We start from the raw sequence: 23,717 nt of genomic DNA, 5'->3' as shown, positions 1-23,717 counted from the left end.
CTACGGCGAACCACAGAGAACTACAGCGCTTCGGCCTTCTGCGGGACAGCCTTCTGTTTGCGGCGCGGCCAGTCGTACGGCCACCACTGCGCACCACTGCGTCGCGCCCAGACGATCAACCCGATCAGCACCGCCAGCTCAACTGCGGGGCAGAGAGTGTCCCGCAGTCGCGCGCTGAAGAACTCGAGCGAGTCCGACAGGCTCGCCGCGACCTGCCGCGCGTTCGGGTCGCGGCCAGGCACGTACGCGATCGCGAGCATCGTCGTACGGACGACCATCAGGCCGTCCACCTTCGACGCGGCGACCGCGGCGAGGGCAACCCAGGCGATCACGTCGTACCAGGGCAGTGAGTACATCGCGGTCAGGACCCACGCGATCGCGTAGATCGCGGTGTACCGGATCGCGGCCGGCGTCGGGTCGTCGGGATGCGTCTGCGGGACCAGCGACTTCGGGAACACCTGCGACAGCAGGATCGCGACCACGATCAGGCCGACCCACGCGAGGATCGCCAGGAACGTCCGGACCAGGCCGTTCGGCAGGAAGAGGGTGAAGAAGCTCAGCAGCACCTTGTGCGGTGTGCCGGTCGAGATGAACGACGTCTGCGACCGCGCCTGCTGGAACGCCTGCAGTCCGACAATCGCGTACAGACCGCCCATCGCGATCGCACCGCCACCGCAGAAGAACGCGGCCTTCCGCCGATCCGCACGCAGCGCCCACAGCATGGCGACGCCGACCAGCCCGATCGACAGCTTGGTGCACCCCGCGACACCGATCAGGATGCCCGCCAGGAACACGTGCCGCCGGAACAGCACCAGCGCGATCACAGCGAACATCACCGCGATCGCGTCGTTGTGGGCGCCGGCCAGCACCGACCACAGGATCAGCGGGTTCGCGAGGCCGAGCATGATCACGCGCCGCCGGGCCGGCAGGTCCTTGCCGACCAGCTTCACCAGCAGCAGGCCGGTGACCACCAGGCTGATCGCGATCGACAACTGCAACATCCACACGGTGAGCTGTGCGGAGTCGCCGCCGATCAGCGACGAGAGCCACTGGATCCAGGTCGCGATCGGGCCGTACACACTGCGCGCGCCCTGCCACGGCCGCTCGGTCGCGGCGATGACCGGGTCGTACCCGAGCCGGATCGTGTCCGCGGGCGAAGCCGTGTACGGGTCGCCGCCGAGCGCCATGATCCGCCCGTACGCCGCGTAGATCAGCACGTCGCCGGAAGCCATGGGTGGCACCAACGTGATGGCCGCGATCGTGCCGATGCCCAAGGCAATCAATCGGTCGACGCGCGGCGCCCAGCCGTGCCGGAGCGCCTTGGTGGCAAGGAAAACGCCGTACCCACCGAGCGCGATCGCGACGTAGATCATCACCGATACGAGCCAGTCGTTGGCATGCGCGTCGAACCAGTACGACGGGAGCCATGGGTGCCGGCCGGTCAGCGTCAGCACGACCACGGACGGTCCGAGCAGGCCGACCGCGACGATCAGCGCCGTACTGACCAGGTAGAGAGCGACGGCCCGGCGACCGTACTTCTTGCCGAGCTGCAGATCAGTGCTCATTGCGCGGACTTCCGCGGGAAGAGACTGCGGAGCGACGGGCCACCACCGTCCGCGGGGAGTGCGCTGCGGACGGCGAGCGCGCGCCGGACGTGCAGGTACTGCTTCGCGCGGTGCAGTTGACCGCGCAGGTCAGCCCCGGTCGCCCGGTGCCGGACGTCGATCGGCACTTCGAGAATGCGGAAACCCTTCCGGCCGAGGTCGATCGTCAGGGCGGTCTCGACCCCGAACCCGGCAGCCAGCGGTACGGCGGAATCGAACGCGGCGCGCGTCAAGCAGCGCTGGCCGGACAACGGCTGCTCCGGCGCCCAGCCGATCGCCTCCTCGATCCCGGCGCGCGACAGCCGTACGACGAAGCCGTGGCCGCCGGCCTTGGACCCGTCGGCCCGGACTTGTGCCGGCAACGTGCCGATGGTCATGTCCGCCCGGCCGGTCTGCACCGGCTCGATCAGCGGGCCGGCGCCGGACGCGGTGTCGGTCAGGTCGGCGTCGAGGAACAGCAGGTGTCGCGCACGGGCACCGTCGCGCTCGGCGACCGCGGCCGCGCCGGTCTCCATCGCGGCTGCCTTGCCCCGGTTGCGCTCGTGGCGGACCACGACGGCGCCGGCGCGCTCGGCGGCCTCCGCCGTACCATCCGTCGAGCCGTCGTCGACGACCACGACCAGGTCCACCCCGATGATCTTGTGCACCGCGTCGACGGTCGCCGCGATCCGGTCGGCCTCGTCCTTCGCCGGGATCACACAGGCGACGGCACGCTCGAACGGCTCGGGGGAGACATCATGACCGGACACAGCACCGCAGCCTAGTTCCTCTCCAGCCGATCGACCTCGTCAGCGTCGGCCGGCTGTGGATATTCGTCCTTTCGTACGACGTTCGGTCGACCAGGCAGCTGGCGGATATCGGCCAGGTGGCAGATGTTCCCGGGTCCCTGCGGCGGCAGGATTTCTGGTGTCAGGCACACCGGACCGAAACCGAAAGAGGTACCGAAATGACCCGCACAGTGACCGCCAACATCTCACTCTCGCTCGACGGACGGGTGAACGGCGCAGGCGGCGACTACGACATGAGCTGGATCGTCCCCCACGCGATCACCGAGGGTGCCCGCGACCACATGATCCGGGTGACCGAGCCGGCCACGACGGTGCTGCTCGGCCGCAAGAACTACCAGGGCTTCGGCGGCTTCTGGCCGGCGGTGGCCGACGACGAGAACGCGGCGCCGCAGGACCGGGCCTTCTCGCGCTGGCTGAACGAGACCGAGAAGGTGGTGTTCTCGACGACGATGACCGAAACGCCGTGGCAGAACTCCCGGATCGCGGACGGCGAGCCGGCGGATGTGGTCAAGGAACTGCGCGCCCAGGAAGGCGGCGACATCATCGTGCTGGCCAGCAGCAGCGTGATCCAGGCCCTGCTGGCCGCCGACGAGGTCGACCGGCTGAGCATCACCCTCGACCCCGAGCTCGTCGGCGGCGGCGCCCGCCTGTTCGAGGACGGCCTCCCCGCCACCTCCTGGAAACTCACCGACTCCACCCCCACCGAGTCCGGCGCCCTCTGCCTCCTCTACGACCGCGTTCGCTAACCCCAGCGTCGTGGGATATTGTCGGACAATCAGACAGATTAGCTGGACTGCCGTAGCGTGGTGGGTCACGGCGGACTGAAGGGTGGACGGGATGACCGAGGCGCAGCAGCACAGCGGTAAGGCGTACGGCGTCGACAGTGAGGTCGGTGCGCTCCGGACCGTGATGCTGCACCGCCCCGGGAACGAGCTCCGCCGACTCACCCCGCGCAACAACGACAAGCTGCTGTTCGACGGCATCCCCTGGGTCGGACGGGCCCAGGACGAGCACGATGCGTTCGCCCAGGCGCTCCGGGACCGCGACGTCGAGGTGCTGTACCTCGGCGAGCTGCTGACCGAGTCGCTCGCCGATCCGGCGGCCCGGGCCCAGGCGGTCGCCGGCGCGACCGAGGACCTGCGGCTCGGCGACACCCTGCGCGACTACCTGCAGGCATCGCTCGGCGAGCTCGACCCGGCCGGATTAGCCGAGGCGCTGATGGCCGGCGTACGGAACGACGAGGTCCGGGCTGGCGGGCTCGTGACGTCGCTGCTCGCGCATGAGGACTTCCTCATCGACCCACTGCCGAACCTGCTCTTCACCCGCGACTCGAGCGTCTGGATCCGGGACTCGGTGGCAGTCACGTCGCTGGCGATGCCGGCCCGGATGCGCGAGACGCAGCTGACCGAGTTGATCTACACGTTCCACCCGCGGTTCGCCGGCGCGGACAAGGTCTACGACCACCAGCTGGAACATGTCGAGGGCGGTGACGTGCTCGCGCTCGGTCCCGGCGTACTCGCGGTCGGGGTCGGGGAGCGGACCACGCCGGCCGGGGTGGAGCGGCTGGCGCGACGTGTGTTCTCGAAGGGCCTGGCGCACACCGTTCTCGCCGTACCGATCGCTCAGCAGCGCGCCACGATGCACCTGGACACCGTGTGCACGATGGTCGACACGGACGCCGTGCTGATGTATCCGAACATGGCGGAGGAGATGCGGGCGCTCGCTGTCACCACCGACGGCGACCAGCTGCACATCGCGGAGCCCGAGCCGTTCTTGGTAGCGGCTGCGAAGGCGCTGGGCATCGACACGCTCCGGCGCATCGACACCGGCCTGGACCCGGTGACGGCCGAGCGGGAGCAGTGGGACGACGGGAACAACACTCTCGCCCTCGCTCCGCGGGTCTGCATCGCGTACGAGCGGACCGTCGAGACCAATGCGCGTCTCGAGGAATCCGGGATCGAGGTCATCCGGATCTCCGGCTCGGAACTCGGCTCCGGCCGAGGCGGACCGCGGTGCATGTCGTGCCCCGTACTCCGGGCGCCGGCGACCGCCTGAGCGCTCGCTCCGGCCGCGACATGAGCGCTACAGGCCGCCACGTGAGCCCTACGACACGCGGAGTGAGATCGGGGCTTGTGGCGGAGGACCTTCGTGAGTACTCTTCCTGTCTAGGCCCAGGCCCTGTTGCTCCCCCGTCAGCAGGACTTGGGCCGTCCACGTTCCTAGGCCAAGGATCAACATCGCGGCCTAGACCACTGTGAGTAAGCGAAACGCCCGGCTGAAGGACTCAGCCGGGCGTTCGTCGTTTCGGTCAGCGAATGGTGAGCTGACGGCTGGCAAGGCCGGCTCGGGCAGCTCGCTCCTCGGTGGTGAGCGGTGCCTCGGTGGCCAGCGCCTTCTCGAGCGCGGTCGCGAAGTCGGCGGCCGGCTTCTCGACGTCGGCTGCCTCGGTGCCGGCCGGGAGCTCCCAGACCGGTGCGAGTACGCCGAGGGCACGGAACGAACCGATCAACCGGCTGCCGTCGATCAGCGCGGACGAACCCGCTGCGTGCAGGCGGGCCAGCGCGTCCAGCAGGGTGTCCTCGGTGTGCGGCATGACCCAGCGCAGGTAGATGCGGTCGCCGATCTGCGTCCAGTACGCCGCCTCGACCGACTCCAGCCGAACCGTCGGAGCTGCCGCGGCGTTCGCACGCTCCAGGCCGGCGGCGACCTCGCCGGTCGGGTCCTCCACGTTCTCACCGACCCAGTAGTCGAAGCCCTCGTGCACCTTGACCTCGAGCGGCTTCGAGGTGTCGATCAGATCCTGCAGCCGCGGGCCGTCCTTCATCAGGTCGCCGACCCGGATCGGGTTGCCCGGCTCGGTGTGCAACGCGGCGGTGATCGCGTGACCGAGGTCGCGGCTCGGGTCGCCCGACGACGCGTGCGTCTGCAGGCCGATCCAGATCGTCTCGTCGTCGCGCACCAGCCCCGGCATCGCCATCGGGAGCAGCGTGACGAGGTTGATCTTCTTACCTGCGTTGTCACCGGTCAGCTCGACCTCGACGGTGCCGGAAGGGACGATCTCGCGGAACGCGATCAGGTCACACTCTGCCGGCAGGCCTTCGAACGGCCGCACCACGAACGCGTCCGCGGCCTGGGCCAGGTCCTTGCCGTGGCACTGCTTGAACCGCTTGCCCGAACCGCACGGGCAAGGCTCGCGCGGGCCGACGTCCACCAGGTCGGCCGGATCCAGAGTGACAGTCGTCGTGTTCTTAGCGCGCTGCCGCGACTTCTTTCCCATAACTCCGCAGTCTTGCAGCCAACAGCGCCCCAGAGCCAACCCGCTTCCGGCAGAGGGGCTAGCCGGGGACGACTGCGTGGACCGTGCGGTGGTGGGCGGCGGTGCGGACGTCCCAGCCGGACGTCAGCATGTCGACGATCGCCAGCCCGCGGCCGCCGACCGACTCCGGGTGGGTGTCGTTGATCCGCTGCGGTTCGGTGTCCCCGCGACCGTCGGTGACCTCGACGTGGATTCCTGCCCGGTCGATCCACCAGGCCGCACGGACCTCTCCGGCCGGCAACGGCGGTGCGTACCGGATCGCGTTCGACAGCAGCTCGGACAGCACCAATTGCGCGTCGTCACGAGCGGAATCGGTGACCCGGTAGCGCTTCAGGTAGGCGGCCAGACGGCGACGGGCGTCCGCTACCGCGGACACTTCATGCGGCAGTACGACGTCCACGACGCTAACGTCGGCGGGCAGGGTCGCAGAGGACAAGCAGGGTCTCCTCGATGATGGGTTCAGCCACAGGGACTTCTGCCCACGATCCGGCCCTGGAAAACACCCGCAGGTATTCCGTTACATAGGCCGCCGGAGATCCCGTCTAAACCACAAGAAACCGTAACGAAATCGACAGAATTGAACGTTGCAATAACCGCCCGCATTCGTCTCACTACGTATCCAGACCACGTGACACATGCCACACAAAATCGTTCGGAAGTGTCACAAACCGAGAGCCTACCTACGACGTCCTACCTCTTCCGGAGGTTCCGCGAGGACCCTCAGGGCGACGTCCGGGCGGTCGCTGATCACCACGTCGACCCCGAGCTCGCGGCAGCGGCGCAGGTCTTCCTCGGCGTTCACCGTCCACACGTGCACCTGGTGCCCGTGCTTGTGGGCGCGGTCGACGTACTCCGGGTGGGCGGTGACGATCTCCAGGCTCGGACCGGCGTACGAGACCCCGGTCGGTAGCGAGCCGTCACGGAAACGGAGCGGAATGCGGTCCATCAGCAGGACCGTGCGCAGGCCGGGCGCCGCCGTACGCATCCGGCGCAGGGACAGCCAGGAGAAGCTCATCACCCGGACCGGCGACTCCGTTCCGAGCTTCGGACGGGCCCAGCCGTAGCGGTCCAGCGCCTCGATCAGGCGGCGTTCGACGAGTCCGGCGTACCGGGTCGGGTGCTTGGTCTCGATGGCCAGCTCCACCGGGCGGCCGGCGTCCCGGACGGTCGCGAGCAGCCTGTCGAGCGTGAGCACCTTCCGTACGTCGAGGCCGGGCAGCTCGGCTTCCTCGTCGAGGTCGGCCCACGGGCGCTTCCACGAACCCCAGTCGTACGACTCCAGCTCTTCGAGGCTCATTGTGGACAGCACGCCGCGGCCGTTCGAGGTGCGATCGATCCGGCGGTCGTGGACGCAGACGAGATGCCCGTCGGCGGTCAGCCGCACGTCGCACTCGAGTCCGTCCGCGCCGATCTCGATCGCCCGCTGGTACGCCGCGAGGGTGTGTTCCGGATCGACTTCACTGGCGCCGCGATGGGCTACGACGCGCGGGAGCTTCCGCATGAAAGAAACTCTTTCACACGGTGGGAGAGGATCGGGTATGTCTCGTGCTCCCACGCCGTCGCGAGCAGGTGCTCGGTGCGGTGCATCGGCGCGCGGGAGCGGAGGACTCGATGCGGAGCATCGTGGCCTTTGCTCCCGTGCGGCGAGGTGCCGTGCCGAGCGCCGCGCAGTAGGCGTGGGAGCACGAGACATACCCTCACGGCATGGACATGCGGGCGGTGGTGCTGGAGGGGCCGGTCGAGCCGGAGGAGATGCGGGTACGACGGGTCGCGGTGCCGGAGCCGCGGGCCGGGTGGGTGCGGATCAAGGTCGAGGCGTTCGGGCTGAACCGGTCCGAGTACCACCTCCGCGCGGGCTTCGCGACCAACGCGCGGTTCCCGGTGATCCCCGGGATCGAGGCGGCCGGGACGGTCGACGCGGCGCCGGGCGGGGAGTTCGCGCCGGGGCAGCAGGTGGTCGCGATGATGGGCGGGATGGGCCGCGAGTTCGACGGCGGGTACGCGGAGTACACCGTCGTACCGGCGTCGGCGGTCATCCCGGTGACGACCGACCTCGACTGGGCCACGCTCGGCGCGCTGCCGGAGATGCTCCAGACGGCCCACGGCTCGCTCTACACCGGCCTCGCGATCGAGCCGGGGCAGTCGTTGCTGGTTCGCGGCGGTACGTCGTCCGTCGGTGTCGCGGCCGCCGTCCTCGCGAAGGAACACGGGCTGACCGTCTTCTCGACAACGCGGAATCCGCAACGGCTCGATGTTCTTCGCGAACTCGGAGTCGATCATCCGATCGTTGACGACGGCAACGTCGCGGAAAAGGTCCGGGAGATTCTCCCCGACGGCGTTCACGCGGCACTCGAACTCGTCGGCACGAATGTCCTGCCGGACACCCTGAAAGCGACCGCGATCCACGGCACGGTGTGTTTCACCGGAATGCTCAGCGACAACTGGACGATCCCGGACTTCTACCCGATGGACTACCTCCCGAACGGCGTCCGGCTCACGGCCTACGGCGGCGAGAGCTCCGACCTGCCCGCCGCCGCCTTCCAGCGGTACGTCGACCTCGTCGCGGCCGGCAAACTCCCGATCCGCATCGACCGAGTCTTCACCATCGACGAGATCGCCGAGGCGCACCGCCTCATGCAAGACGGCGCCGCCGTCGGAAAGCTCGTCGTACGGGTGGACTGAGGATCTGTACGCCATCGCACTGCGCGGCGTCGGGGCGGCTGCCGTGGGCGAGCTCGACCGCGGGGCGATTGTGATGGCGTGGGGATCCGGATGGCGCTGGTGCTGGGCCGGCCACCTGGCGGGCCCAGCCCCAGCGGGTTCAGGCGGTTGCCTCCGCCAGAGCAGCGGTGCGGCCGGCTGGCCGCGGCAGGCCGTAATGGTCGCGGAGGGTTTTGCCGGTGTAGTCGGTTCGGAAGAGGCCTCGGGACTGGAGGATGGGGATTACCTCGTCCACGAAGGTCTGGAGGCCGGATGGGAGGACCGGGGGCATGATGTTGAAGCCGTCGGCTGCGCCTGCCTCGAACCAGTGCTGGATGGCGTCTGCGACCTGCTCGGGTGTACCGGTGAAGGTTCGGTGGCCGCGTCCACCGCCCAGCCGGCCGATCAACTCGCGGACGGTCAGCTTCTCGCGGCGGGCCAGGGTCACGATCAGCGTGTAGCGGCTCTTCGCGCCCTCGATCTCGTCCTCGTCCGGAAGGTCGGCGGGCAATTGCTGATCGAACGGCAGATCCTCGGGCGCCACCTTGAGCGTCTTCGCCAACTGCAGCCGCGCGTACTCGGGACGGATCAATGAATCCAGCTGATGCTCCAGCCGCTCCGCCTCAGCGACCGTCGAGCCGATTACCGGCACGATCCCGGGCAGAATCTTCACGCCCGAGGGATCCCGCCCGAGAGCGGCTGTGCGTGCCTTGAGGTCGCGGTAGAAGTCCTGCGCGTCCTCCAGCGTCTGCTGCGCGGTGAACACCGCCTCGGCGTACCGCGCCGCCAGGCCCTTGCCGTCCTCGGACGACCCGGCCTGAACGATCAGCGGATGCCCCTGCGGCGACCGCGGCAGGTTCAGCGGCCCGCGGACCTGGAAATGCCGTCCGACGTGATCGATCGGCACCACGCGGTCGTCCACTGCCCACACACCGGAAGACTTGTCCGCGATGGCGGCATCGTCCTGCCACGAGTCCCACAGCTTGTACGCGACCTCGAGGAACTCCGCCGCCCGCTCGTACCGTTCCGCATGCGCCGGCTGGTCCGCGAGGTTGAAGTTGAGCGCGGCATCCGGACCGGCCGTCGTCACCACGTTCCAGCCCGCACGCCCACCGCTCACGTGGTCCACGCTGGCGAACCGGCGGGCCAGGTTGTACGGCTCGTTGTACGTCGTCGACGCCGTCGCGATCAGCCCGATCCGCGACGTCACGGCCGCGATCGCGGTGAGCAGCACGGTCGGCTCCAGCGAACCCGCCGGCCGCCGTCCGACCGTACCGATCAGCACCGGCGAATCCGCGAAGAAGATCGAGTCGAACTTCCCGCGCTCGGCCAGTTGCGCCAGAGCCTGGTAGTGCGCCACCGACGTGTTGGCGAACGGGTCGCTCTCCGGCAGCCGCCACGACGCCTCGTGGTGCCCGGTGCTCATCAGGAACGCGTTCAAATGCAGCTGTCTGGTCATACCGAAACTCCCAAGGCGTCGAGAAGCCGCGACCGGACCGCGGCGAATCCTGGATCGGCCGCACTCCGCGGCGCGGGCAACGAGATCGTCTCCTCGGCGACGATCCGGCCGGTATCGAGCACAATCACCCGATCGGCCAGCACGATCGCCTCGTCGACATCGTGGGTGACGAGCAGTACGGCGGGCTGATGCGCGGCGCACAACTTCCGCAGCAACACGTGCATCTTCAACCGGGTCAGCGCATCCAGCGCCCCGAACGGCTCGTCCGCGAGCAGCAGCTCCGGCTCCCGCACCAACGACCGCGCCAACGCGACGCGCTGCTGCTCACCACCGGACAGCTCGTTCGGCCAGGCCTGCTCGCGACCCGCCAGCCCGACCTCGTCCAAGCTGCGCAGACCGCGATCGTCGGCACCGCTCAGCCCGAGTACGACGTTGTCGAGCACCCTTGCCCACGGCAACAACCGCGAGTCCTGGAACACGACCGAGACGTTCTCCGGTACGGCGAGCTCACCGGACCCGTCGACGTCGTAGTCCAGCCCGGCCAGCGCCCGCAACAGCGTGCTCTTCCCGGAGCCGCTCTTTCCCAACAGGGCAACGAATTCGCCCGGCGCGATATCCAGATCCAACCCGTCGAGCACTGCGCGGTCGTCGTACCGGCGGACCAGCTCGCGGACCTGGACCGTGCTTACGAGGCTAGCGTTCGGCGCCATGACAGGGCCCTCCTCTGGATCAGCCGGACGACGGCGTCGGAGAGCAGGCCCAGGGCGCCGTACACGACGAGGCCGACGATGATGATGTCGGTCTGTCCGTACGTGCGGGCCAGTTCCATCATGTAACCGATGCCGCTGGTCGAGTTGATCTGCTCGACGACGACCAGCGACAGCCACGCGCCGGTCACCGCGAACCGCAGACCGAGCAGGAACCCGGGCAGCGCACCCGGCAGCACCACGCGCCGGATGAACTCCCACTGGGACAGCCCGACCGTCTGCGCGAGCTCGACGTACCGGCTGTCGATCGTGCGCAGGCCGTTGTGGGTGTGGATGTAGATCGGGATGAACACCCCCAGCAGGATCGTGACGACCTTCATCGACTCGCCGATGCCCAGCCAGAGGATCAGCAGCGGCAGCAGTGCCAGCGACGGGATCGCCCGCTTGATCTGGATCGGTCCGTCGAGGACGGCCTCGCCGAGGCGGGACAGCCCGGAGATCAGCGCCAGTACGACGCCGAGCACGATCCCGAGAGCGAGTCCGATCAGCGCTCGCTGGGCGGACGTCCACAGGTTCGACTGCAGCCGGCCGTCCGCGATCAGCTCACCGGCCGTGGTCACGACCGTCCACGGCGCGGACAGGACTCGTTGGTCGATCCAACCGGTGGCCGATCCGATGCTCCAGATCGCCAGCAGCAGCACCGGTCCGATCGCGGACCCGAACCTGATCGGCTTGCCCAGCCCGAGCCGGCGACGTCGTACGACGGGACGCGCGGCCGCCTCGCGGGACCGCAGCCCGGGGAGGGTCGTCGCGCTCATTTGGCACCTGCCTTGATCGCGTCCGCGGCGACGGCCTGGAACCGCAGGTCGTACAGGTCCTTGGCCTGGATCACCTTGTTGCCGGTCTCCTTGGCGAGCAGCTCGATGGTGGCCTGCTGGCGCTGGATCGCGTCACTCCAGTCGGCGCTGATGTCCGGGTGACCGGCGTTGTCGACCAGCCATTGGCCGTCGGACTCGGTCAGCCCCTGGTCCTTCACGTAGTACCCCTGGATCCATTCCTTGGGGTGGGTGTCGATCCAGATCTGCGCGACGGCCCACGCGGCGACGTACGCACGGATCGCGGCCGCCTTGCCGCTGTCCTCGAGCGACTCCGTCGGCACGTACAGGTGGCCGGCGTCGTCGCGGATCCCGTGCGGGATCGTCGTCGCGCCGTCCTTGCCGTACTTCGCGAGGTACCGCTTGATCTGCACGCCGCCGATCGGGGCGACCTCGACCTGCTTCGCGGCCAGTGCGTTCACGTAGACGTCACCGGTGCTCGGCAGCTCGACCAGCTTTACGTCTTCCTTCGTCAGACCGGCCTTCTGCAGCACCTTCAGCACCAGCGCGCCCTGCGCCTGGCCGGGGCTGTAGGCGATCTTCTTGCCGCGCAGATCGGACAGCGTCTTCACCGTCGTCCCCGGCGCGATGCCCAGCTGGTAGATCGGGTGGTTCAGCGGGTCCTTGCGGAACTTCGAGGCGACGATCTTCACGTGCAGCCCGGTCCAGGTCGCGTGGATCGGCGGGATCTCGGCCACCGAGCCGACATCCAGAGCATGCGCCCGGAACGCCTCGGTGGTCTGCGGACCGCCGCTCAGGTTCGCGAACTGCACGTACTTCGAGACCTTGTCGTACTGACCGGACAGCTTGAGCGCGACCTCGGTCGTGGGGTCGCCGACGACGATCTTCGTACCGTCGGGGACCGTGGTAGGCAAGGCGGCATCCAGCGAGAGCTTGGCGCCTCCGTCGGCGGCGGCGTTCCCGCTGCAGCCGGTGACCAGAGCGAGAAGGGCAAGGGCGGCGTACAGGCGTTTTCTAGACATGGTTGGCTTTCGCGTAGTGGCCGTCGTGGTAGAGCAGCGGCTCGTGTTCACGTCGTTCGGTATGGGTGGCAAGGCGCGCGACGACCAGGTAGTGGTCGCCGACGGCGAAGCGGTGCTCGACCTGGGCGCGCAGATAGCTCGGCGCCTCGTCGAGGACCGGCTCGCCGGTCACCAGCCGGGACCAGCGGGTCGGCTCGGCGAACCGGTCGATCCCGCTGGTCGCGAACCGGCCGGCGATCGCGTGCTGGTCGGCGGACAGGAAGTTGATCACCAGGCTGTTCGCCGTACTCACGGTCGGCCAGCTGGATGCGCTGGTGGCGATCGCGAACGACACCAGCGGCGGCAGCAGGCTGATCGAGACCAGCGAGGTCGCGGTGAAGCCGGCCGGGCCGTGACCGGCGTCTGCGGTGATCACCACGACACCGGCGGCGTGGCGACGGAAGACGGTGCGGTAGACATCGGCGTCCACCACGCGCTCTTCGGCATGGTCGGGTACGACGGACAGGGCAGGACGATTCAGGGCAGGCAAAGACATGTCTCTCCCTCGGAATCGGGGCAGGGACGACCGGCGGCAATGACCGGGCGAGAGGTTGGAGGCCGGTTCAGAACGGCCCCGTGCAGGCGAGTCAGAACACGCGCGTCACCGACAGGTGGCGCTCGCCGTCCGCAGCAGATCGATGACGCGACGGCGGGTGAGGAGTGTCGTCGTCATGTCAGCTATCTTCGCACCATTGTCTATCGGCTAACTAGACAATCTCGTGATCCGGACGACGGGCGCGGCGTGGGAGCAGGCGTTATGCTCCAGCACCCTCACACGCGGCCCGGTCTGTGCGTTCTACTGTCGTGATGACTCGGGAGAAGGTCGAGCTGCCGCCGTTCCAGGCGCTGATCGACGCGCACTGGCGGGACGTCGCCCGGCTGGCGCGGGCGATGGCCGGGCCGGTGGACGGCGACGACGCGGCGCAGCGCGCCTGGGAGAAGGCGTACGCGGCGTACCCCGCGCTGACGTCGGCGAAGAACCTGCGCAGCTGGCTCCTCACCATCACGGCCCGGTGCGCGACCGACGTACACCGGGCGCGGAAACCGCAGCGCCCACTGGAGGAGGCGCCGCCGGTGGTGGTCGAGGGCCCGGACGCCGCCGCGTGGCCGGATCCCGATCTCTGGCGGGCGGTCAACGAACTCCCGGAGCGGCAACGCTTCGCGATCACGCTCAAGTACGTCGGCGACCTGGACCACCACGGCGTGGCCGCCGCTCTGGACACCACGCCCGCCGCATCGCGCCGGCTCGTCAGCGACGCGCTCGCGACCCTGCGCAGCAAACTCGGAGTAGAAGATGACTGATCTCGAGAGCCGGCTGACCCGGCTCACCATGCCTGACCCAAAACCACCCGTTCTTCCCGACGCGGACGTCGCCTACACGCTGCACGACACCCCAATCGGGACGATGCTGCTGGCGATCGCGCACGGCCGCGTCGTCGCCAGCTCGTTCGGCGACGAGGAGACCATGACCACCCGCCTCGCCCGGGCCGTGTCTCCGCGCGTACTCCGGCAGGCCCGCCCGCTGGACGACGTACGACGACAGCTGGACGAATACCTCGCCGGCACTCGTCAGACCTTCGACCTGGAGGTGGATCTCGCGCTGGCGACACCGTTCCAGCGGCTCGTCCTCACGGACCTGCCGACGCACACGTCGTACGGCGCGACGACGACGTACGGAACCGTTGCCGCCGACATCGACAAGCCCAAGGCGGCCCGCGCGGTCGGTACGGCGCTGGGCGCGAACCCGGTCTGCGTCGTCGTGCCGTGCCACCGGGTCGTGGGCGCGAACGGGGCCCTCACGGGGTACGCCGGCGGGCTGGACGCAAAACGATTCTTGCTGAATCTCGAAGCAAAAAGCTGAGTTTTCCGGAATTGCCCGGAATGGTTTTAGACTCGGTAAAACAAGGAGCAGATCCCCAATGTGGAGTGGGGATCTGCTCCTGCTGACGTGTCAGGAAGTTGCGGGCTGGTGAATCTCCAGGATGAGCCGGCGGCGTCCGCCCCAGTCGCGTTTGTAGACCTTGTAGTCGTCGATTCCGGCGGCAGCGCAGAGGCGCCCGTAGCTGATCTCGTCGTGGATGAAATGCACGCCGCTGCGGTTGTCGCTGAACTCGGTCGTGACGATCCGGTGCTCCGGCCCCTGCCGCATCCCGTTCGCGATCTCGGCCGCGGTGGCCGGTCCCCAGGCAGGGCCCTCGATGATCGCGATCCCGCCCGGCTTCAGCACCCGGGAGATCTCGCAGATCGTCGAGATCTGCTCGTCCTCGGCGAACAGTTCGTGGAACGCCGTCCACAGGCAGATCACCGCGTCGAACGAGTCCCACTTGTACGGCAGATCGGTCATCGAGCCGATCGCCCAGTCGATCGCGAGCTCCTCCTCGGCCGCCTTCGCCCGGCCGGCCTCGATCAGGTTCGGCGAGATGTCCAGCCCGCGGACGACCTTCCCCGCCCTGCGCAGCGGCAACGCGATCCGTCCGTATCCGCAGCACAGGTCGAGCACCGACTCCTTGCCGTCCAGCAGCTCCTCGACGGCCTTGACGATCAGCGCGTCCCGCTCAGGCGTCGTACGCGCGGCCAGTCCGTCGGCCCCCAGTTCCGCGTACTCGGCCCGGCTGCGCAGTGCGGAATTCAGCATGCAGCAAGTATTCCGGTTACTCCGGGTCAGTGGCCAGTGTCCTGAGTCGGCGGTTCGGCGAGCGATTTCGGTGTTCAGGTGCGTGCATCGTGGTGCTTGGTCAGTGGCCTCGATGCGGAGCATCGTGGGCGCTGGGCAAGTGCCGCGAGGTGCGTGCCTGGGCGCCGAAAGCGCCGTCGAACCGCCGACTCAGGACACTAAGGCCCTGCCTTTCCGGAAGAAGGCGAGGACGTCGGGCAGCTCGGCCAGCGGGTGGGCGGCGCCGAACGACGTGTTCCAGAAATCCCCTGTCCGCGGCGTCCACGGACCGACGTACGCATACGGCTCGGGGATGGCGTCGTCACCCGGCGACAGACCGTAGTTGACCTCGTCAAGGGTTATGCCCACGTCGAAGTGTTCCGGCCAGAGGACCGGCGTCTGGTCAGGGTCCAGCTGCCGAAGGGCGGCGTCGCCACGCGCGAACGCGTCCGCCAGCAGGCGTGCGGCCGCGGGGTCGACCTCCAGCTCCTCGTCGGGCCGTACGCCGGGACCGCCGCTGTAGACGTCGTCGAGTGGAGACGCCTCGAGCCCCGCCGCGGCGGCGAGTTCGGCGTACGTACCGGTCAGCGGGAGCGATCCGGCCGGCGTGACCAGGCGGTCGCCGTCGACTCTGACGCCGGGATCGGCCAGCGTGGCGAAGCCGCCCGGTACGACGCGCAGCCTGATGCCACCGCCGCTGCGGTATTGCGGTCCGGCCAGCACGAGCTCGGCGACGCCGTGCAGGGATCGGCGGGTTACGGCCAGCGAACGTTCGTCCATGAGCGCAGTTTCCTCCTGTAACACCTGGCCGCGGCACGGCACTGTTCATTCACAAGGTAGGTGTCGCGACGGGTGGGAGGCGTTACATGTCGGGCAACTGGCACCGGGTGGACCAGGACGACGTACCGGCGGACGGGCGGGTCCGCAGCGTCGTCGTCGACGGACGGAGCGTCGCGCTCGCCCGCTGCGGGGCGCGGCTCGGCGCGCTGGAGAACAAGTGCCCGCACCAGGGCGGCCCGTTGGGCGAGGGCTCGATCGAGAAGGGTCTGCTGCGTTGCCCCTGGCACGGGTACGACTACGACCCGATCACCGGGCAGCCGCCGGAAGGGTTCTCCGACGGCGTTCCGTCGTACCTGGTGGACGAACGGCCGGACGGCGTCTATGTGCAGCTACCGGACCCGCCGGCGCCGGTCCGGACCGTGGCCGACGTACTGGTCGAGACATTGGTTGCCCATGGCATCAGTCATGTCTTCGGCATGGTGGGTCACTCCAACCTCGGGTTCGCCGAGGCGATGCGGCGTGCGGAACAGCGTGGCGAGCTGACGTACGTCGGCATCCGGCACGAGGGAGCCGCGGCGTTCGCGGCATCGGCGTACGGGAAGCTCACCGGCCGCCCGGCTGCCTGCTTCGCGATCGCCGGACCGGGCTCGACCAACCTGCTCACCGGGCTGTACGACGCGAAGCTCGACGGCTCGCCGGTCATCGCGATCTCCGGGCAGGTGCCGTCCAAGGTCCTCGGCCGCGGGGCCTTCCAGGATCTCGACCTGACCGCGGTCTTCAAGGATGTCGCGGTGTCGAGTACGGCGGTCCAGGCGGGCAGCGACCACGCCGAGCTCGCCGCGCTCGCGGTCAAGCACGCGATCGACGGGCGTGGAGTCGCTCACCTCGTGCTGCCCGACGAGGTGCAGGTGCTTCCGTCCGAGGCGACCGCCAAGACACCGGCCGGCCGGCTCTCGCGGCGGTGCATCCAGCCTGACGCGCAAACCCTCGACCGGGCCGCTGCCGTGATTCGGGACGCCCGGCGACCGGTACTGATCGTCGGTCATGGCGCGCGCGGCGCCGAGACCGAGGTCCGCGAGTTGGCCGAGCGACTCAACGCACCGGTCTTGACCACCTTCAAGGCCAAGGGCCTGGTCCCGGACACACATCCGCTCGGCGCCGGGGTGCTCGGTCGCAGCGGTACGCCGGTGGCGAGCTGGCTGATGAACGAGTCGGACCTGCTGATCGTGGTCGGCGCATCGTTCTCGAACCACACCGGAATCGCGAACTACAAGCAGATCGTGCAGATCGACGACCACCACGCCGCGATCGGTCGGTTCGACGCGGTCACGGTCGACGTTCTCGGCGACGCCGCGCTGACCCTTCGGGCGTTGACGGACCGGCTCACCGACACCAAGGCCAGCGACCAGCGGCCGGACGTCGCCGACCGCTGGGCCATCTGGCGTGCGGAGAAGGCGCGGAGGGTCCAGGACGACCGCGGTCGCGGGGTGTCCGCGGCAGCCGTCTTCGATGCCTTAGGCAAACACCTGCCTTCCGACGCGGTAGTCACCGTTGACGTCGGCAACCATGCGTATTCGCTCGGCCGGTATCTGGAATCGAAGGGACAGCCGGTGCTGATGTCCGGCTACCTCGGCTCGATCGGCTTCGGCTACCCGGCAGCTCTCGGCGCCTGGGCCGGAGCACCGGGCCGGCCCGTCGTCGCGGTCACCGGCGACGGCGGGTTCGGGCAGTACGCCGCCGAGCTCACCACCGCGGTGAAGTACAGCATCGGAATCAAGCATGTCCTGCTCGACAACCACTCGCTCGGCAAGATCAGCAAGGAACAGCTCGCCGCCGACTATCCGGTCTGGCACACCTCGCTGCACAACCCCGACTGGGCCGCGTACGCCGAGCTCTGCGGCGCGACCGGGATCCGGGTCACCCGCCGCGAGGACCTCGACGACGCGATGACCGAACTGTTCGCCACCACTGGACCAGGCCTGCTCTGCATCGAGCAGGACGCCGAACTTCTCTAACCGAACTTTTCTAGCCGAACTTCTCTAGGAGAAACCGTGCCCGAGTACGACGATCTGCGCGCGCTGTATCTGAACTGCACCCTGAAACGGTCGCCGGCGGTCAGCCACACCGAGGGTCTGATCGATGTCAGCCGGAAGATCATGGAGAAGCAGGGTGTCCAGGTCGACGTGGTCCGCGCGATCGACCACGACATCGCGACCGGCGTCTGGCCGGACATGACCGAGCACGGCTGGGCGACGGACGCCTGGCCGGCGATCCAGGAACAGGTGATGGCGGCCGACATCCTGGTCGTCGCCGGGCCGATCTGGCTGGGCGACAACAGCTCGGTCACCAAGCGCGTGATCGAGCGCTTGTACGGCAACTCCTCGATCCTCAACGAGCACGGGCAGTACGCGTACTACGGGCGGGTCGGCGGCTGCCTGATCACCGGCAACGAGGACGGGGTGAAGCACTGCGCGATGAACGTCCTGTACTCGTTGCAGCACCTCGGGTACACGGTCCCGCCGCAGGCCGATGCCGGCTGGATCGGTGAAGCCGGCCCCGGTCCGTCGTACCTGGACCAGGGATCGGGCGGCCCGGACAACGACTTCACCAACCGGAACACGACGTTCATGACCTGGAACCTGCTGCACCTGGCCCGGATGATCCGCGACAGCGGCGGGATCCCGGCGTACGGCAACCAGCGGTCGGAGTGGGACGCCGGGTGCCGCTACGACTTCGAGAACCCGGAGTACCGCTGACCGTGCTGTTGTACCGTCGCCCTGTGGGGGCGGTCCTGCCGACGGATGACGTCCTCGTCGCCGGGCTCCGGGCCGGGGACGAGGAGATGTTTGCCTGCCTGCTGAACAGCTGGTCCGGCTCGATGCTGCGGCTGGCCAGGTCGTTCGTGTCGACCACGGCCAGCGCGGAGGAAGTGGTGCAGGACACCTGGCTGGCAGTCCTGCAGGGCATCGAGCGGTTCGAGGGGCGAGCCTCGCTGCAGACCTGGGTCTACCGGATCCTTGTCAACATCGCCCGCAAACGCGGTTCGCGCGAGCATCGGACCGTACCGTGGACGAGTCTGGTCCCGGACCATGAGCCGACCGTCGACCCGGCCCGCTTCCATGGGCCCGACGACCAGTACCCGGGCGGCTGGCGAGCGTTTCCCGAGCGCTGGCCGTCCACCGAGACCGAGGTCCTCGCCCACGAGGTCCGGGCGGCCGTGGCCAAAGCGATCGAGAATCTCCCGACCCGCCAACAGGTGGTGCTGACCTTGCGTGACATCGACGGACAGGACGCCGGCGCGGTCTGCACCCTGCTCGGCATCTCGGCGGCGAATCAGCGGGTTCTGCTGCACCGCGCCCGCGCCGCCGTCCGCAGCGAGCTCGAGCAGTACTTCGGAGTTGCGCCATGACGTGCGAGGAGTTGGTCGAGCTTGTCACCGCTTTCCTCGACGGAGCGCTGGATCCGGAGGCCGAGCAGCGCTTCGTCGAGCACCTGGCGATCTGCGACGGATGCGAGATCTACGTCGAGCAGATGCGCCGCACCATCGCCGAGGTCGGCCAGGTCGAGCCAGAGTCGCTCAGCACCGAAACCCGGGACAGCCTGCTCGAGGCGTTCCGCGCATTCCCGCGCGACTGACCTGTAACGCCCGGCAGGCTCGGCGGCACTGACCTGGTATGCCGGACGTCGAGTTCACGAACCTGTTCGCGGTCGCGGTCATCGCGCTGCTGGCCCCGCTGCTGCTCGGACTCACCCCACGCCTGCGGGTGCCGGCCGTCGTGCTGGAGATCGTGGCCGGGATCGTGGTCGGCCCGCACGGCCTGGGGCTGGTCGACGTCGATCTGCCGGTGCAGATCGTCTCCGTGCTGGGTCTGGCGTTCCTGCTCTTTCTCGCGGGGCTCGAGATCGACGTCCATCGGCTGCGCGGTCAAGTCCTGCGGCTCGCCGTACTCGGCTACCTGGTCACGCTGGCACTCGGTGGGGCGGCCGGTGCGGTGTTCTCGGCCGTCGGCTGGGTGCACAGTGCGTTGCTCCTCGCTGTGACACTGTCGGCGACCTCGCTGGGGCTCGTGGTGCCGGTGCTCAAGGACGCTGCTCAAGCGGACGGGAGAGTTGGTCAGTTCACCATTGCGGCGGCGTCGGTTGCCGACTTCGCGGCTGTGCTCCTGTTGTCGCTGGTGTTCTCTACCGAGGGCGGGAGTGCGGGCGAGCGGCTGATCATGGTCGGCCTGTTCGCACTGCTCGTTGCGGTGACCGGATTGGTCGTGGCAACCGCCGGCAGGTCGCAGCGGATCGGCCTGGTCCTGTTGCGGTTGCAGGACACCACCGCCGAGATCCGGGTCCGGGCGGCCGTCGTACTGCTGATCGCGTTCGTCGCTTTGGCAGAGCAGTTCGGGCTGGAGACGATCCTCGGGGCGTTCCTGGCCGGGGCAGTCGTCGGACTGGTCGACCGCGACGCGACCTCGCACCCCCGGTTCCGGACCAAGCTGGAGGCGCTCGGCTACGGCTTCCTGATCCCGGTGTTCTTCGTGACGAGCGGTCTGCGCCTGGATCTGCGCGGGCTGGTCGACGATCCGGCGGCGCTGTTGCGCGTTCCGCTGTTCTTGCTGGCGTTGCTGGTCGTGCGCGGCGTACCGGCGTACCTCTCGGTGCGGACGCTGGGTGCTCGGAGTACCGCGGCTGTCGGGCTGTTGCAGGCGACCTCGTTGCCGTTCATCGTGACCGCGACGCAGATCGGCGTGGTGACCGGGCTGATGAGTCCGGTCACCGCCGCCGCGCTGGTCTGCGCCGGACTGCTGTCCGTGCTGATCTTCCCGGCAATCGCTCTCGCGCTGCTCAGGCAGCCTGCCGCCGACCGATCCGGCCGAGAAGAACCGCGGCCAGCATCGAGATGACGATCGACGTGTACGTCGCGCCGAGCCACGTCGGGACCGGCTGGTTGTTGAAGAGCGCCTGCTGTACGTCGGTCCAGAACGGGGACCATCCGGCGACGGTGCCCGGGTTCACCAACTGGTAGGCGACGAATCCGATCAGCCACGCGAGCGTCGGCTGCCAGCGGAACTTCGCCGTACCGGAGACGTCCCAGTTCATCTTGCTGACCACGAAGAAGTCCGCGATCGCGACCGCGAACAACGGGATGAAGACCGAGCCGATCAGGTACAGGAACTGCGTGTAGTTGCCTAGGTCAACCACCAGCGCGATCCCGGTGGCGATCACGCCGATGGCGACCGAGATCCACCGGCGGTCGATGTGGCCGATCAGATTGTGCGCGGCCATCGTGGTCGAGTAGACGTTCGCGTACGCCTCGTCGACCTCGTCGACCAGCAGCACGAGCAGTGCGATCGCTCCGGCGGGCAGGGTGACCAGTGCGGTGATCACGTCGTCACTGTTGGTCTGCAAGGTGGCCACCGCGACAACGCCGAGGGCGTAGTACCCGATCGCTGCCAGGCCGTAGCCGAGTGCGGACCCACTGAACGCAGCCTTGTTGGTACGCGAGTGCCGGGTGTAGTCCGCGGCCAGCGGGGCGAACGAGACGACACCCGCGGCGGCGAGGTCGACGGCCGGCCAGAAGCCGAACACGCTGTCCTGCGGCAGAGCATGCACCGGCTTGCCGAGCACCTGCACGAACAGGTAGACCGACGCGATCAGCACCAGCCACACCATGAACTTCCGCAGGATCTTCACGCTGCCCAGCGGCCGGACCGCCATCGTCGTCGCGATGATCCCGGCCAGTACGACGAACAGCCAGCGCCAGCGTTCACTCGTCACCGCGACCGCGGCCTGCGAGATGACGATAATCTCCATCGTCGCCCAGCCGACGTTCTGAGCGATGTTGAGGATGGTCGGCGCGATCGAGCCGCGACGGCCGAACAGCCCCCGCAGGCTCGCCATCGCCGGCGCACCGGTGTGCGACCCGAACACGGCCGCACCGCCCAGCACGAGCGCCCCCATCACGCAGCCGACGACGACCGCGAGCAGCCCTTGCCACAGCGAGCCCGTGTACGCCGCGACGAGCGCACCGGTCACCGGGCCGAACAGCGAGATGCCGAAGTTGCCCCACAGCGTGAACTGGTCGAAGAAGCCGAGCGTCCGCGGCGCATCGGTGGTGAGGACGAGCGGCGCCTCGGTCGAGTCGGCAGGACGAACAGCGGTATCGGTCATCTGTGACCCCAATCCCTACGCCGGCATTACCCGGTCAGGTTCAGGCGGTCGGCGACCCAAGCTGTCGCCCTCTCAGCCCGCGCATCCTCGGTGCGAGCTCCCGCATAGGTTTGTGTCTGGAGTCTAACGCGTCAGCTAGTTTCCGGCAGAGCGGCTGCTCGTTCTATGAGAGCGGCGAGCTCCGGGCCGTTCGTGACGACCGGCATATGCGCGCCGGTCTCGAAGGTCCGCGCCTCACCATGGCTCAGCTCGGCGAGTCGCTGGACCCACTCCGCCGTCGCCAGCAGGTCGTGCTTCCCACGGACGATGAAGACCGGTGCCTTGACCTGCGAGATCACTCCGGCCAGGTCGTGGTGCCGGGACGCCTCACCGGCGCGGGCAATGGTCGGCAGCGTGGTCCGCACGTACTGCGGGGTGACGGTCCGGATCAGCTTGGGCGAGTCCGGGACGGCGGATCCCAGCCAGCGCACGGTTCGGTCCACCCAACTGGACATCCGCGCATCACCCGACGGCGCCGCTAGTACGACCGCGTGCACGAGATCGGCGTACCGGACTGCGGTTTCGACGACGATCTGGCAGCTGGCGGAGTGGCCGACGAGGACGGACCGCTCGCGGATCTTCTCGGCGAGGGCTACCGCCAGTGCGCGCGGGTGCAGATCCTCGCGGACGCCGGCCGGTTCGCCGTACCCGGGCAGGGTGACGACGTGGTACGGCGTGACGAGGTGCTCCACGGTCCGGGCGTACGACTCGGGGCCGAGGCCCAGACCGGGCACCAGGACGACTGGTGCGCTCACTCCCAGGGTGCCTTGACCGGTGGGCCCTGGACGACCGGGTTGGGTACGTCGGGCTTCAGTTCGCGGTACCCGAGGAAGAGACCGACCGCGAGGATCAGCAGACCGGCACCACCCCAGCCGTACGCCGTGGGCAGCCGGTCGACCGCGCCGTCGATGGACCCCAGACCCGTGGACAGCACCATGATCAGCCAGACCAGGATCGGTACGGCGGAGACCGCGACCAGGCCGAGGCCGACCAGCTCAGCCGGCTCGGGCTGGCGGCCGGCCCTGCGGCGGGCGAGTACGTCGCGGATCCACATGAACAGCGCGGCGGCGCCGACGACCACGAGCAGCAGCTGGCCGATCGCGTCGATCACGTCCGTGCGCAGCGGGTGGTTGAGGGGTGAGCCCGGTGCCTGCGAGATGTCGCGCAGCGAGACCCGCTGGACCGAGATGACGAGCAGGCCGTAGAAGCCGGCGATCACCGTGGCCAGACCGACGACCCGGTAAGCACGGGGGTCGCGCGGCTGCTCCCGTCCGTACACGGGGAGCTCGTGCGGCTCAGGGCTCGACGGGGCGCCGTACGGCATACCGGGGCGGTAGCTGGGCGGCTGGGCGTGGTGCGGACCAGCCTGCGGGTGGGGCGGGACGCCGTACTGTCCTGGTGGGGTGCCGTAGGGCTGAGGCGGTGCGTACGGGCCTTCGACCGGCGGAGTCGCGCGGCCGGTGCCGTATGTGCCACCGCCGTACGGCGTGGGCGGGGCGTAGTGGTGCTGCTCCTCGCCGGGCTGCTGATCGGCCTGATCGGGTTGCTCGCCCCGGCCGTACGTCGGGAAGTCCTGTGACGACATCGCTCTGCTCCTCCCGTCCGTACCTAGTTT

The 23,717-nt window shown here is 68.7% G+C and carries 25 protein-coding genes and 1 riboswitch; of the genes, 10 read left to right on the top strand and 15 right to left on the bottom strand.

Annotation, left to right across the window (positions count from 1 at the left end; translation table 11 throughout):
* Positions 1–20 precede the first annotated feature (20 nt).
* Both AB0J62_RS32755 and AB0J62_RS32750 read right to left on the bottom strand, forming a co-directional pair.
* Positions 21–1,565, bottom strand: a complete 1,545-nt coding sequence (locus AB0J62_RS32755) for a DUF2029 domain-containing protein (RefSeq protein ID WP_134106281.1) — start codon at positions 1,563–1,565, stop codon at positions 21–23.
* On the bottom strand, positions 1,562–2,353 hold the full coding sequence (locus AB0J62_RS32750) for a glycosyltransferase (RefSeq protein WP_363879415.1): 792 nt from the start codon (positions 2,351–2,353) through the stop codon (positions 1,562–1,564). Before AB0J62_RS32750 ends, AB0J62_RS32755 begins: the two co-directional genes overlap by 4 nt.
* 197 nt (positions 2,354–2,550) lie before the next feature.
* On the opposite strand from AB0J62_RS32750, the gene AB0J62_RS32745 reads away from it, so the two are divergent.
* Both AB0J62_RS32745 and AB0J62_RS32740 read left to right on the top strand, forming a co-directional pair.
* Complete coding sequence (locus AB0J62_RS32745) at positions 2,551–3,138, top strand: dihydrofolate reductase family protein (protein ID WP_363879412.1); 588 nt, start codon at positions 2,551–2,553, stop codon at positions 3,136–3,138.
* Between the two features lie 91 nt (positions 3,139–3,229).
* Positions 3,230–4,447, top strand: a complete 1,218-nt coding sequence (locus AB0J62_RS32740; RefSeq protein WP_363879409.1) for an arginine deiminase — start codon at positions 3,230–3,232, stop codon at positions 4,445–4,447.
* A gap of 253 nt (positions 4,448–4,700) precedes the next feature.
* Here the strand turns inward: AB0J62_RS32740 and AB0J62_RS32735 are convergent, their stop codons facing one another.
* The 3 genes from AB0J62_RS32735 to AB0J62_RS32725 form a co-directional block, all read right to left on the bottom strand.
* Entirely contained in the window at positions 4,701–5,669 is a 969-nt protein-coding gene (locus AB0J62_RS32735; protein ID WP_363879406.1) for a DUF5926 family protein, read from the bottom strand.
* A gap of 58 nt (positions 5,670–5,727) precedes the next feature.
* Positions 5,728–6,144, bottom strand: coding sequence for an ATP-binding protein (locus AB0J62_RS32730; protein WP_363879403.1), 417 nt, complete (start codon positions 6,142–6,144; stop codon positions 5,728–5,730).
* 240 nt (positions 6,145–6,384) lie between these two features.
* Positions 6,385–7,209, bottom strand: a complete 825-nt coding sequence (locus AB0J62_RS32725; protein ID WP_363879400.1) for a glycerophosphodiester phosphodiesterase family protein — start codon at positions 7,207–7,209, stop codon at positions 6,385–6,387.
* 203 nt (positions 7,210–7,412) lie between these two features.
* Between AB0J62_RS32725 and AB0J62_RS32720 the strand changes: the two genes are divergently transcribed.
* On the top strand, positions 7,413–8,390 hold the full coding sequence (locus tag AB0J62_RS32720) for a zinc-binding alcohol dehydrogenase family protein (RefSeq protein WP_363879397.1): 978 nt from the start codon (positions 7,413–7,415) through the stop codon (positions 8,388–8,390).
* A gap of 139 nt (positions 8,391–8,529) precedes the next feature.
* On the opposite strand, the gene AB0J62_RS32715 is transcribed toward AB0J62_RS32720, so the two are convergent.
* From AB0J62_RS32715 to AB0J62_RS32695, 5 genes are read right to left on the bottom strand one after another with little or no spacing between them, the layout of a single operon-like run.
* Entirely contained in the window at positions 8,530–9,867 is a 1,338-nt protein-coding gene (locus tag AB0J62_RS32715) for an LLM class flavin-dependent oxidoreductase (RefSeq protein ID WP_363879393.1), read from the bottom strand.
* The gene (locus AB0J62_RS32710; protein ID WP_363879390.1) at positions 9,864–10,577 is read right to left on the bottom strand and encodes an ABC transporter ATP-binding protein; all 714 of its coding nucleotides are present in this window, start codon (positions 10,575–10,577) and stop codon (positions 9,864–9,866) included. Before AB0J62_RS32710 ends, AB0J62_RS32715 begins: the two co-directional genes overlap by 4 nt.
* Positions 10,553–11,392 carry an ABC transporter permease gene (locus AB0J62_RS32705; protein WP_363879387.1) on the bottom strand — a complete coding sequence of 280 codons (840 nt, stop codon included), beginning with the start codon at positions 11,390–11,392 and terminating at the stop codon, positions 10,553–10,555. The genes AB0J62_RS32710 and AB0J62_RS32705 overlap by 25 nt, the downstream gene beginning before the upstream one ends.
* Entirely contained in the window at positions 11,389–12,432 is a 1,044-nt protein-coding gene (locus AB0J62_RS32700; RefSeq protein ID WP_363879384.1) for an ABC transporter substrate-binding protein, read from the bottom strand. The genes AB0J62_RS32705 and AB0J62_RS32700 overlap by 4 nt, the downstream gene beginning before the upstream one ends.
* Positions 12,425–12,967 (bottom strand): flavin reductase family protein, encoded by a 543-nt coding sequence (locus tag AB0J62_RS32695; protein WP_363879381.1) that lies wholly within the window; start codon positions 12,965–12,967, stop codon positions 12,425–12,427. Before AB0J62_RS32695 ends, AB0J62_RS32700 begins: the two co-directional genes overlap by 8 nt.
* Positions 12,968–13,278: 311 nt before the next feature.
* On the opposite strand from AB0J62_RS32695, the gene AB0J62_RS32690 reads away from it, so the two are divergent.
* Positions 13,279–13,773: a sigma-70 family RNA polymerase sigma factor gene (locus AB0J62_RS32690; protein WP_363879378.1), complete on the top strand. Its 495-nt coding sequence runs from the start codon at positions 13,279–13,281 to the stop codon at positions 13,771–13,773.
* The gene (locus AB0J62_RS32685; RefSeq protein ID WP_363879375.1) at positions 13,766–14,332 is read left to right on the top strand and encodes a methylated-DNA--[protein]-cysteine S-methyltransferase; all 567 of its coding nucleotides are present in this window, start codon (positions 13,766–13,768) and stop codon (positions 14,330–14,332) included. Before AB0J62_RS32690 ends, AB0J62_RS32685 begins: the two co-directional genes overlap by 8 nt.
* A 90-nt stretch (positions 14,333–14,422) precedes the next feature.
* Here AB0J62_RS32685 and AB0J62_RS32680 read toward each other — a convergent pair whose 3' ends face one another.
* Both AB0J62_RS32680 and AB0J62_RS32675 read right to left on the bottom strand, forming a co-directional pair.
* Positions 14,423–15,106: a methyltransferase domain-containing protein gene (locus tag AB0J62_RS32680; RefSeq protein ID WP_363879372.1), complete on the bottom strand. Its 684-nt coding sequence runs from the start codon at positions 15,104–15,106 to the stop codon at positions 14,423–14,425.
* Positions 15,107–15,295: 189 nt separating this feature from the next.
* On the bottom strand, positions 15,296–15,904 hold the full coding sequence (locus tag AB0J62_RS32675; protein WP_363879369.1) for a hypothetical protein: 609 nt from the start codon (positions 15,902–15,904) through the stop codon (positions 15,296–15,298).
* Positions 15,905–15,990: 86 nt separating this feature from the next.
* Between AB0J62_RS32675 and AB0J62_RS32670 the strand changes: the two genes are divergently transcribed.
* Genes AB0J62_RS32670 through AB0J62_RS32650 form a run of 5 tightly spaced genes read left to right on the top strand, consistent with a single transcriptional unit; the run spans position 15,991 to position 20,796 of the window.
* A complete protein-coding gene (locus AB0J62_RS32670) occupies positions 15,991–17,919 on the top strand; it encodes a thiamine pyrophosphate-binding protein (protein ID WP_363879364.1) in 1,929 nt (642 codons plus the stop codon).
* Between the two features lie 36 nt (positions 17,920–17,955).
* Positions 17,956–18,660, top strand: coding sequence for a flavodoxin family protein (locus AB0J62_RS32665; protein WP_363879361.1), 705 nt, complete (start codon positions 17,956–17,958; stop codon positions 18,658–18,660).
* Positions 18,661–18,683: 23 nt separating this feature from the next.
* The gene (locus AB0J62_RS32660; protein WP_363879358.1) at positions 18,684–19,313 is read left to right on the top strand and encodes a sigma-70 family RNA polymerase sigma factor; all 630 of its coding nucleotides are present in this window, start codon (positions 18,684–18,686) and stop codon (positions 19,311–19,313) included.
* Positions 19,310–19,540 carry a zf-HC2 domain-containing protein gene (locus AB0J62_RS32655; protein WP_363879355.1) on the top strand — a complete coding sequence of 77 codons (231 nt, stop codon included), beginning with the start codon at positions 19,310–19,312 and terminating at the stop codon, positions 19,538–19,540. The genes AB0J62_RS32660 and AB0J62_RS32655 overlap by 4 nt, the downstream gene beginning before the upstream one ends.
* A 38-nt stretch (positions 19,541–19,578) precedes the next feature.
* A complete protein-coding gene (locus tag AB0J62_RS32650) occupies positions 19,579–20,796 on the top strand; it encodes a cation:proton antiporter (protein WP_363879352.1) in 1,218 nt (405 codons plus the stop codon).
* Here the strand turns inward: AB0J62_RS32650 and AB0J62_RS32645 are convergent.
* From AB0J62_RS32645 to AB0J62_RS32635, 3 genes are all read right to left on the bottom strand, one after another.
* On the bottom strand, positions 20,738–22,063 hold the full coding sequence (locus AB0J62_RS32645; RefSeq protein WP_363879349.1) for a cytosine permease: 1,326 nt from the start codon (positions 22,061–22,063) through the stop codon (positions 20,738–20,740). The genes AB0J62_RS32650 and AB0J62_RS32645 overlap by 59 nt on opposite strands.
* Positions 22,059–22,177, bottom strand: a riboswitch (TPP riboswitch). It overlaps the preceding gene by 5 nt.
* A gap of 17 nt (positions 22,178–22,194) precedes the next feature.
* A complete protein-coding gene (locus tag AB0J62_RS32640; RefSeq protein ID WP_363879346.1) occupies positions 22,195–22,857 on the bottom strand; it encodes an alpha/beta hydrolase in 663 nt (220 codons plus the stop codon).
* Positions 22,854–23,687, bottom strand: a complete 834-nt coding sequence (locus AB0J62_RS32635) for a hypothetical protein (RefSeq protein ID WP_363879343.1) — start codon at positions 23,685–23,687, stop codon at positions 22,854–22,856. Before AB0J62_RS32635 ends, AB0J62_RS32640 begins: the two co-directional genes overlap by 4 nt.
* Positions 23,688–23,717: the final 30 nt, after the last annotated feature.

Origin of the sequence: Kribbella sp. NPDC049584, assembly GCF_040675555.1 — a bacterium.
GTDB lineage: Bacteria > Actinomycetota > Actinomycetes > Propionibacteriales > Kribbellaceae > Kribbella.
The sequence above is the reverse complement of the archived record's forward strand: the minus strand, read 5'-3'. Positions and strand labels throughout refer to the sequence as shown.

Bases quoted from the DNA above. Each gene is read 5' to 3' on its own strand.
- AB0J62_RS32755 (WP_134106281.1), bottom strand. From the start codon at position 1,565: ATGAGCACTGATCTGCAGCTCGGCAAGAAGTACGGTCGCCGGGCCGTC.
- AB0J62_RS32735 (WP_363879406.1), bottom strand. From the start codon at position 5,669: ATGGGAAAGAAGTCGCGGCAGCGCGCTAAGAACACGACGACTGTCACT.
- AB0J62_RS32715 (WP_363879393.1), bottom strand. From the start codon at position 9,867: ATGACCAGACAGCTGCATTTGAACGCGTTCCTGATGAGCACCGGGCAC.
- AB0J62_RS32645 (WP_363879349.1), bottom strand. From the start codon at position 22,063: ATGACCGATACCGCTGTTCGTCCTGCCGACTCGACCGAGGCGCCGCTC.
- AB0J62_RS32655 (WP_363879355.1), top strand. From the start codon at position 19,310: ATGACGTGCGAGGAGTTGGTCGAGCTTGTCACCGCTTTCCTCGACGGA.
- AB0J62_RS32670 (WP_363879364.1), top strand. From the start codon at position 15,991: ATGTCGGGCAACTGGCACCGGGTGGACCAGGACGACGTACCGGCGGAC.
- AB0J62_RS32705 (WP_363879387.1), bottom strand. From the start codon at position 11,392: ATGAGCGCGACGACCCTCCCCGGGCTGCGGTCCCGCGAGGCGGCCGCG.
- AB0J62_RS32725 (WP_363879400.1), bottom strand. From the start codon at position 7,209: ATGCGGAAGCTCCCGCGCGTCGTAGCCCATCGCGGCGCCAGTGAAGTC.
- AB0J62_RS32675 (WP_363879369.1), bottom strand. From the start codon at position 15,904: ATGGACGAACGTTCGCTGGCCGTAACCCGCCGATCCCTGCACGGCGTC.
- AB0J62_RS32720 (WP_363879397.1), top strand. From the start codon at position 7,413: ATGGACATGCGGGCGGTGGTGCTGGAGGGGCCGGTCGAGCCGGAGGAG.
- AB0J62_RS32685 (WP_363879375.1), top strand. From the start codon at position 13,766: ATGACTGATCTCGAGAGCCGGCTGACCCGGCTCACCATGCCTGACCCA.
- AB0J62_RS32695 (WP_363879381.1), bottom strand. From the start codon at position 12,967: ATGTCTTTGCCTGCCCTGAATCGTCCTGCCCTGTCCGTCGTACCCGAC.
- AB0J62_RS32635 (WP_363879343.1), bottom strand. From the start codon at position 23,687: ATGTCGTCACAGGACTTCCCGACGTACGGCCGGGGCGAGCAACCCGAT.
- AB0J62_RS32745 (WP_363879412.1), top strand. From the start codon at position 2,551: ATGACCCGCACAGTGACCGCCAACATCTCACTCTCGCTCGACGGACGG.
- AB0J62_RS32700 (WP_363879384.1), bottom strand. From the start codon at position 12,432: ATGTCTAGAAAACGCCTGTACGCCGCCCTTGCCCTTCTCGCTCTGGTC.
- AB0J62_RS32710 (WP_363879390.1), bottom strand. From the start codon at position 10,577: ATGGCGCCGAACGCTAGCCTCGTAAGCACGGTCCAGGTCCGCGAGCTG.
- AB0J62_RS32690 (WP_363879378.1), top strand. From the start codon at position 13,279: ATGACTCGGGAGAAGGTCGAGCTGCCGCCGTTCCAGGCGCTGATCGAC.
- AB0J62_RS32740 (WP_363879409.1), top strand. From the start codon at position 3,230: ATGACCGAGGCGCAGCAGCACAGCGGTAAGGCGTACGGCGTCGACAGT.
- AB0J62_RS32680 (WP_363879372.1), bottom strand. From the start codon at position 15,106: ATGCTGAATTCCGCACTGCGCAGCCGGGCCGAGTACGCGGAACTGGGG.
- AB0J62_RS32650 (WP_363879352.1), top strand. From the start codon at position 19,579: ATGCCGGACGTCGAGTTCACGAACCTGTTCGCGGTCGCGGTCATCGCG.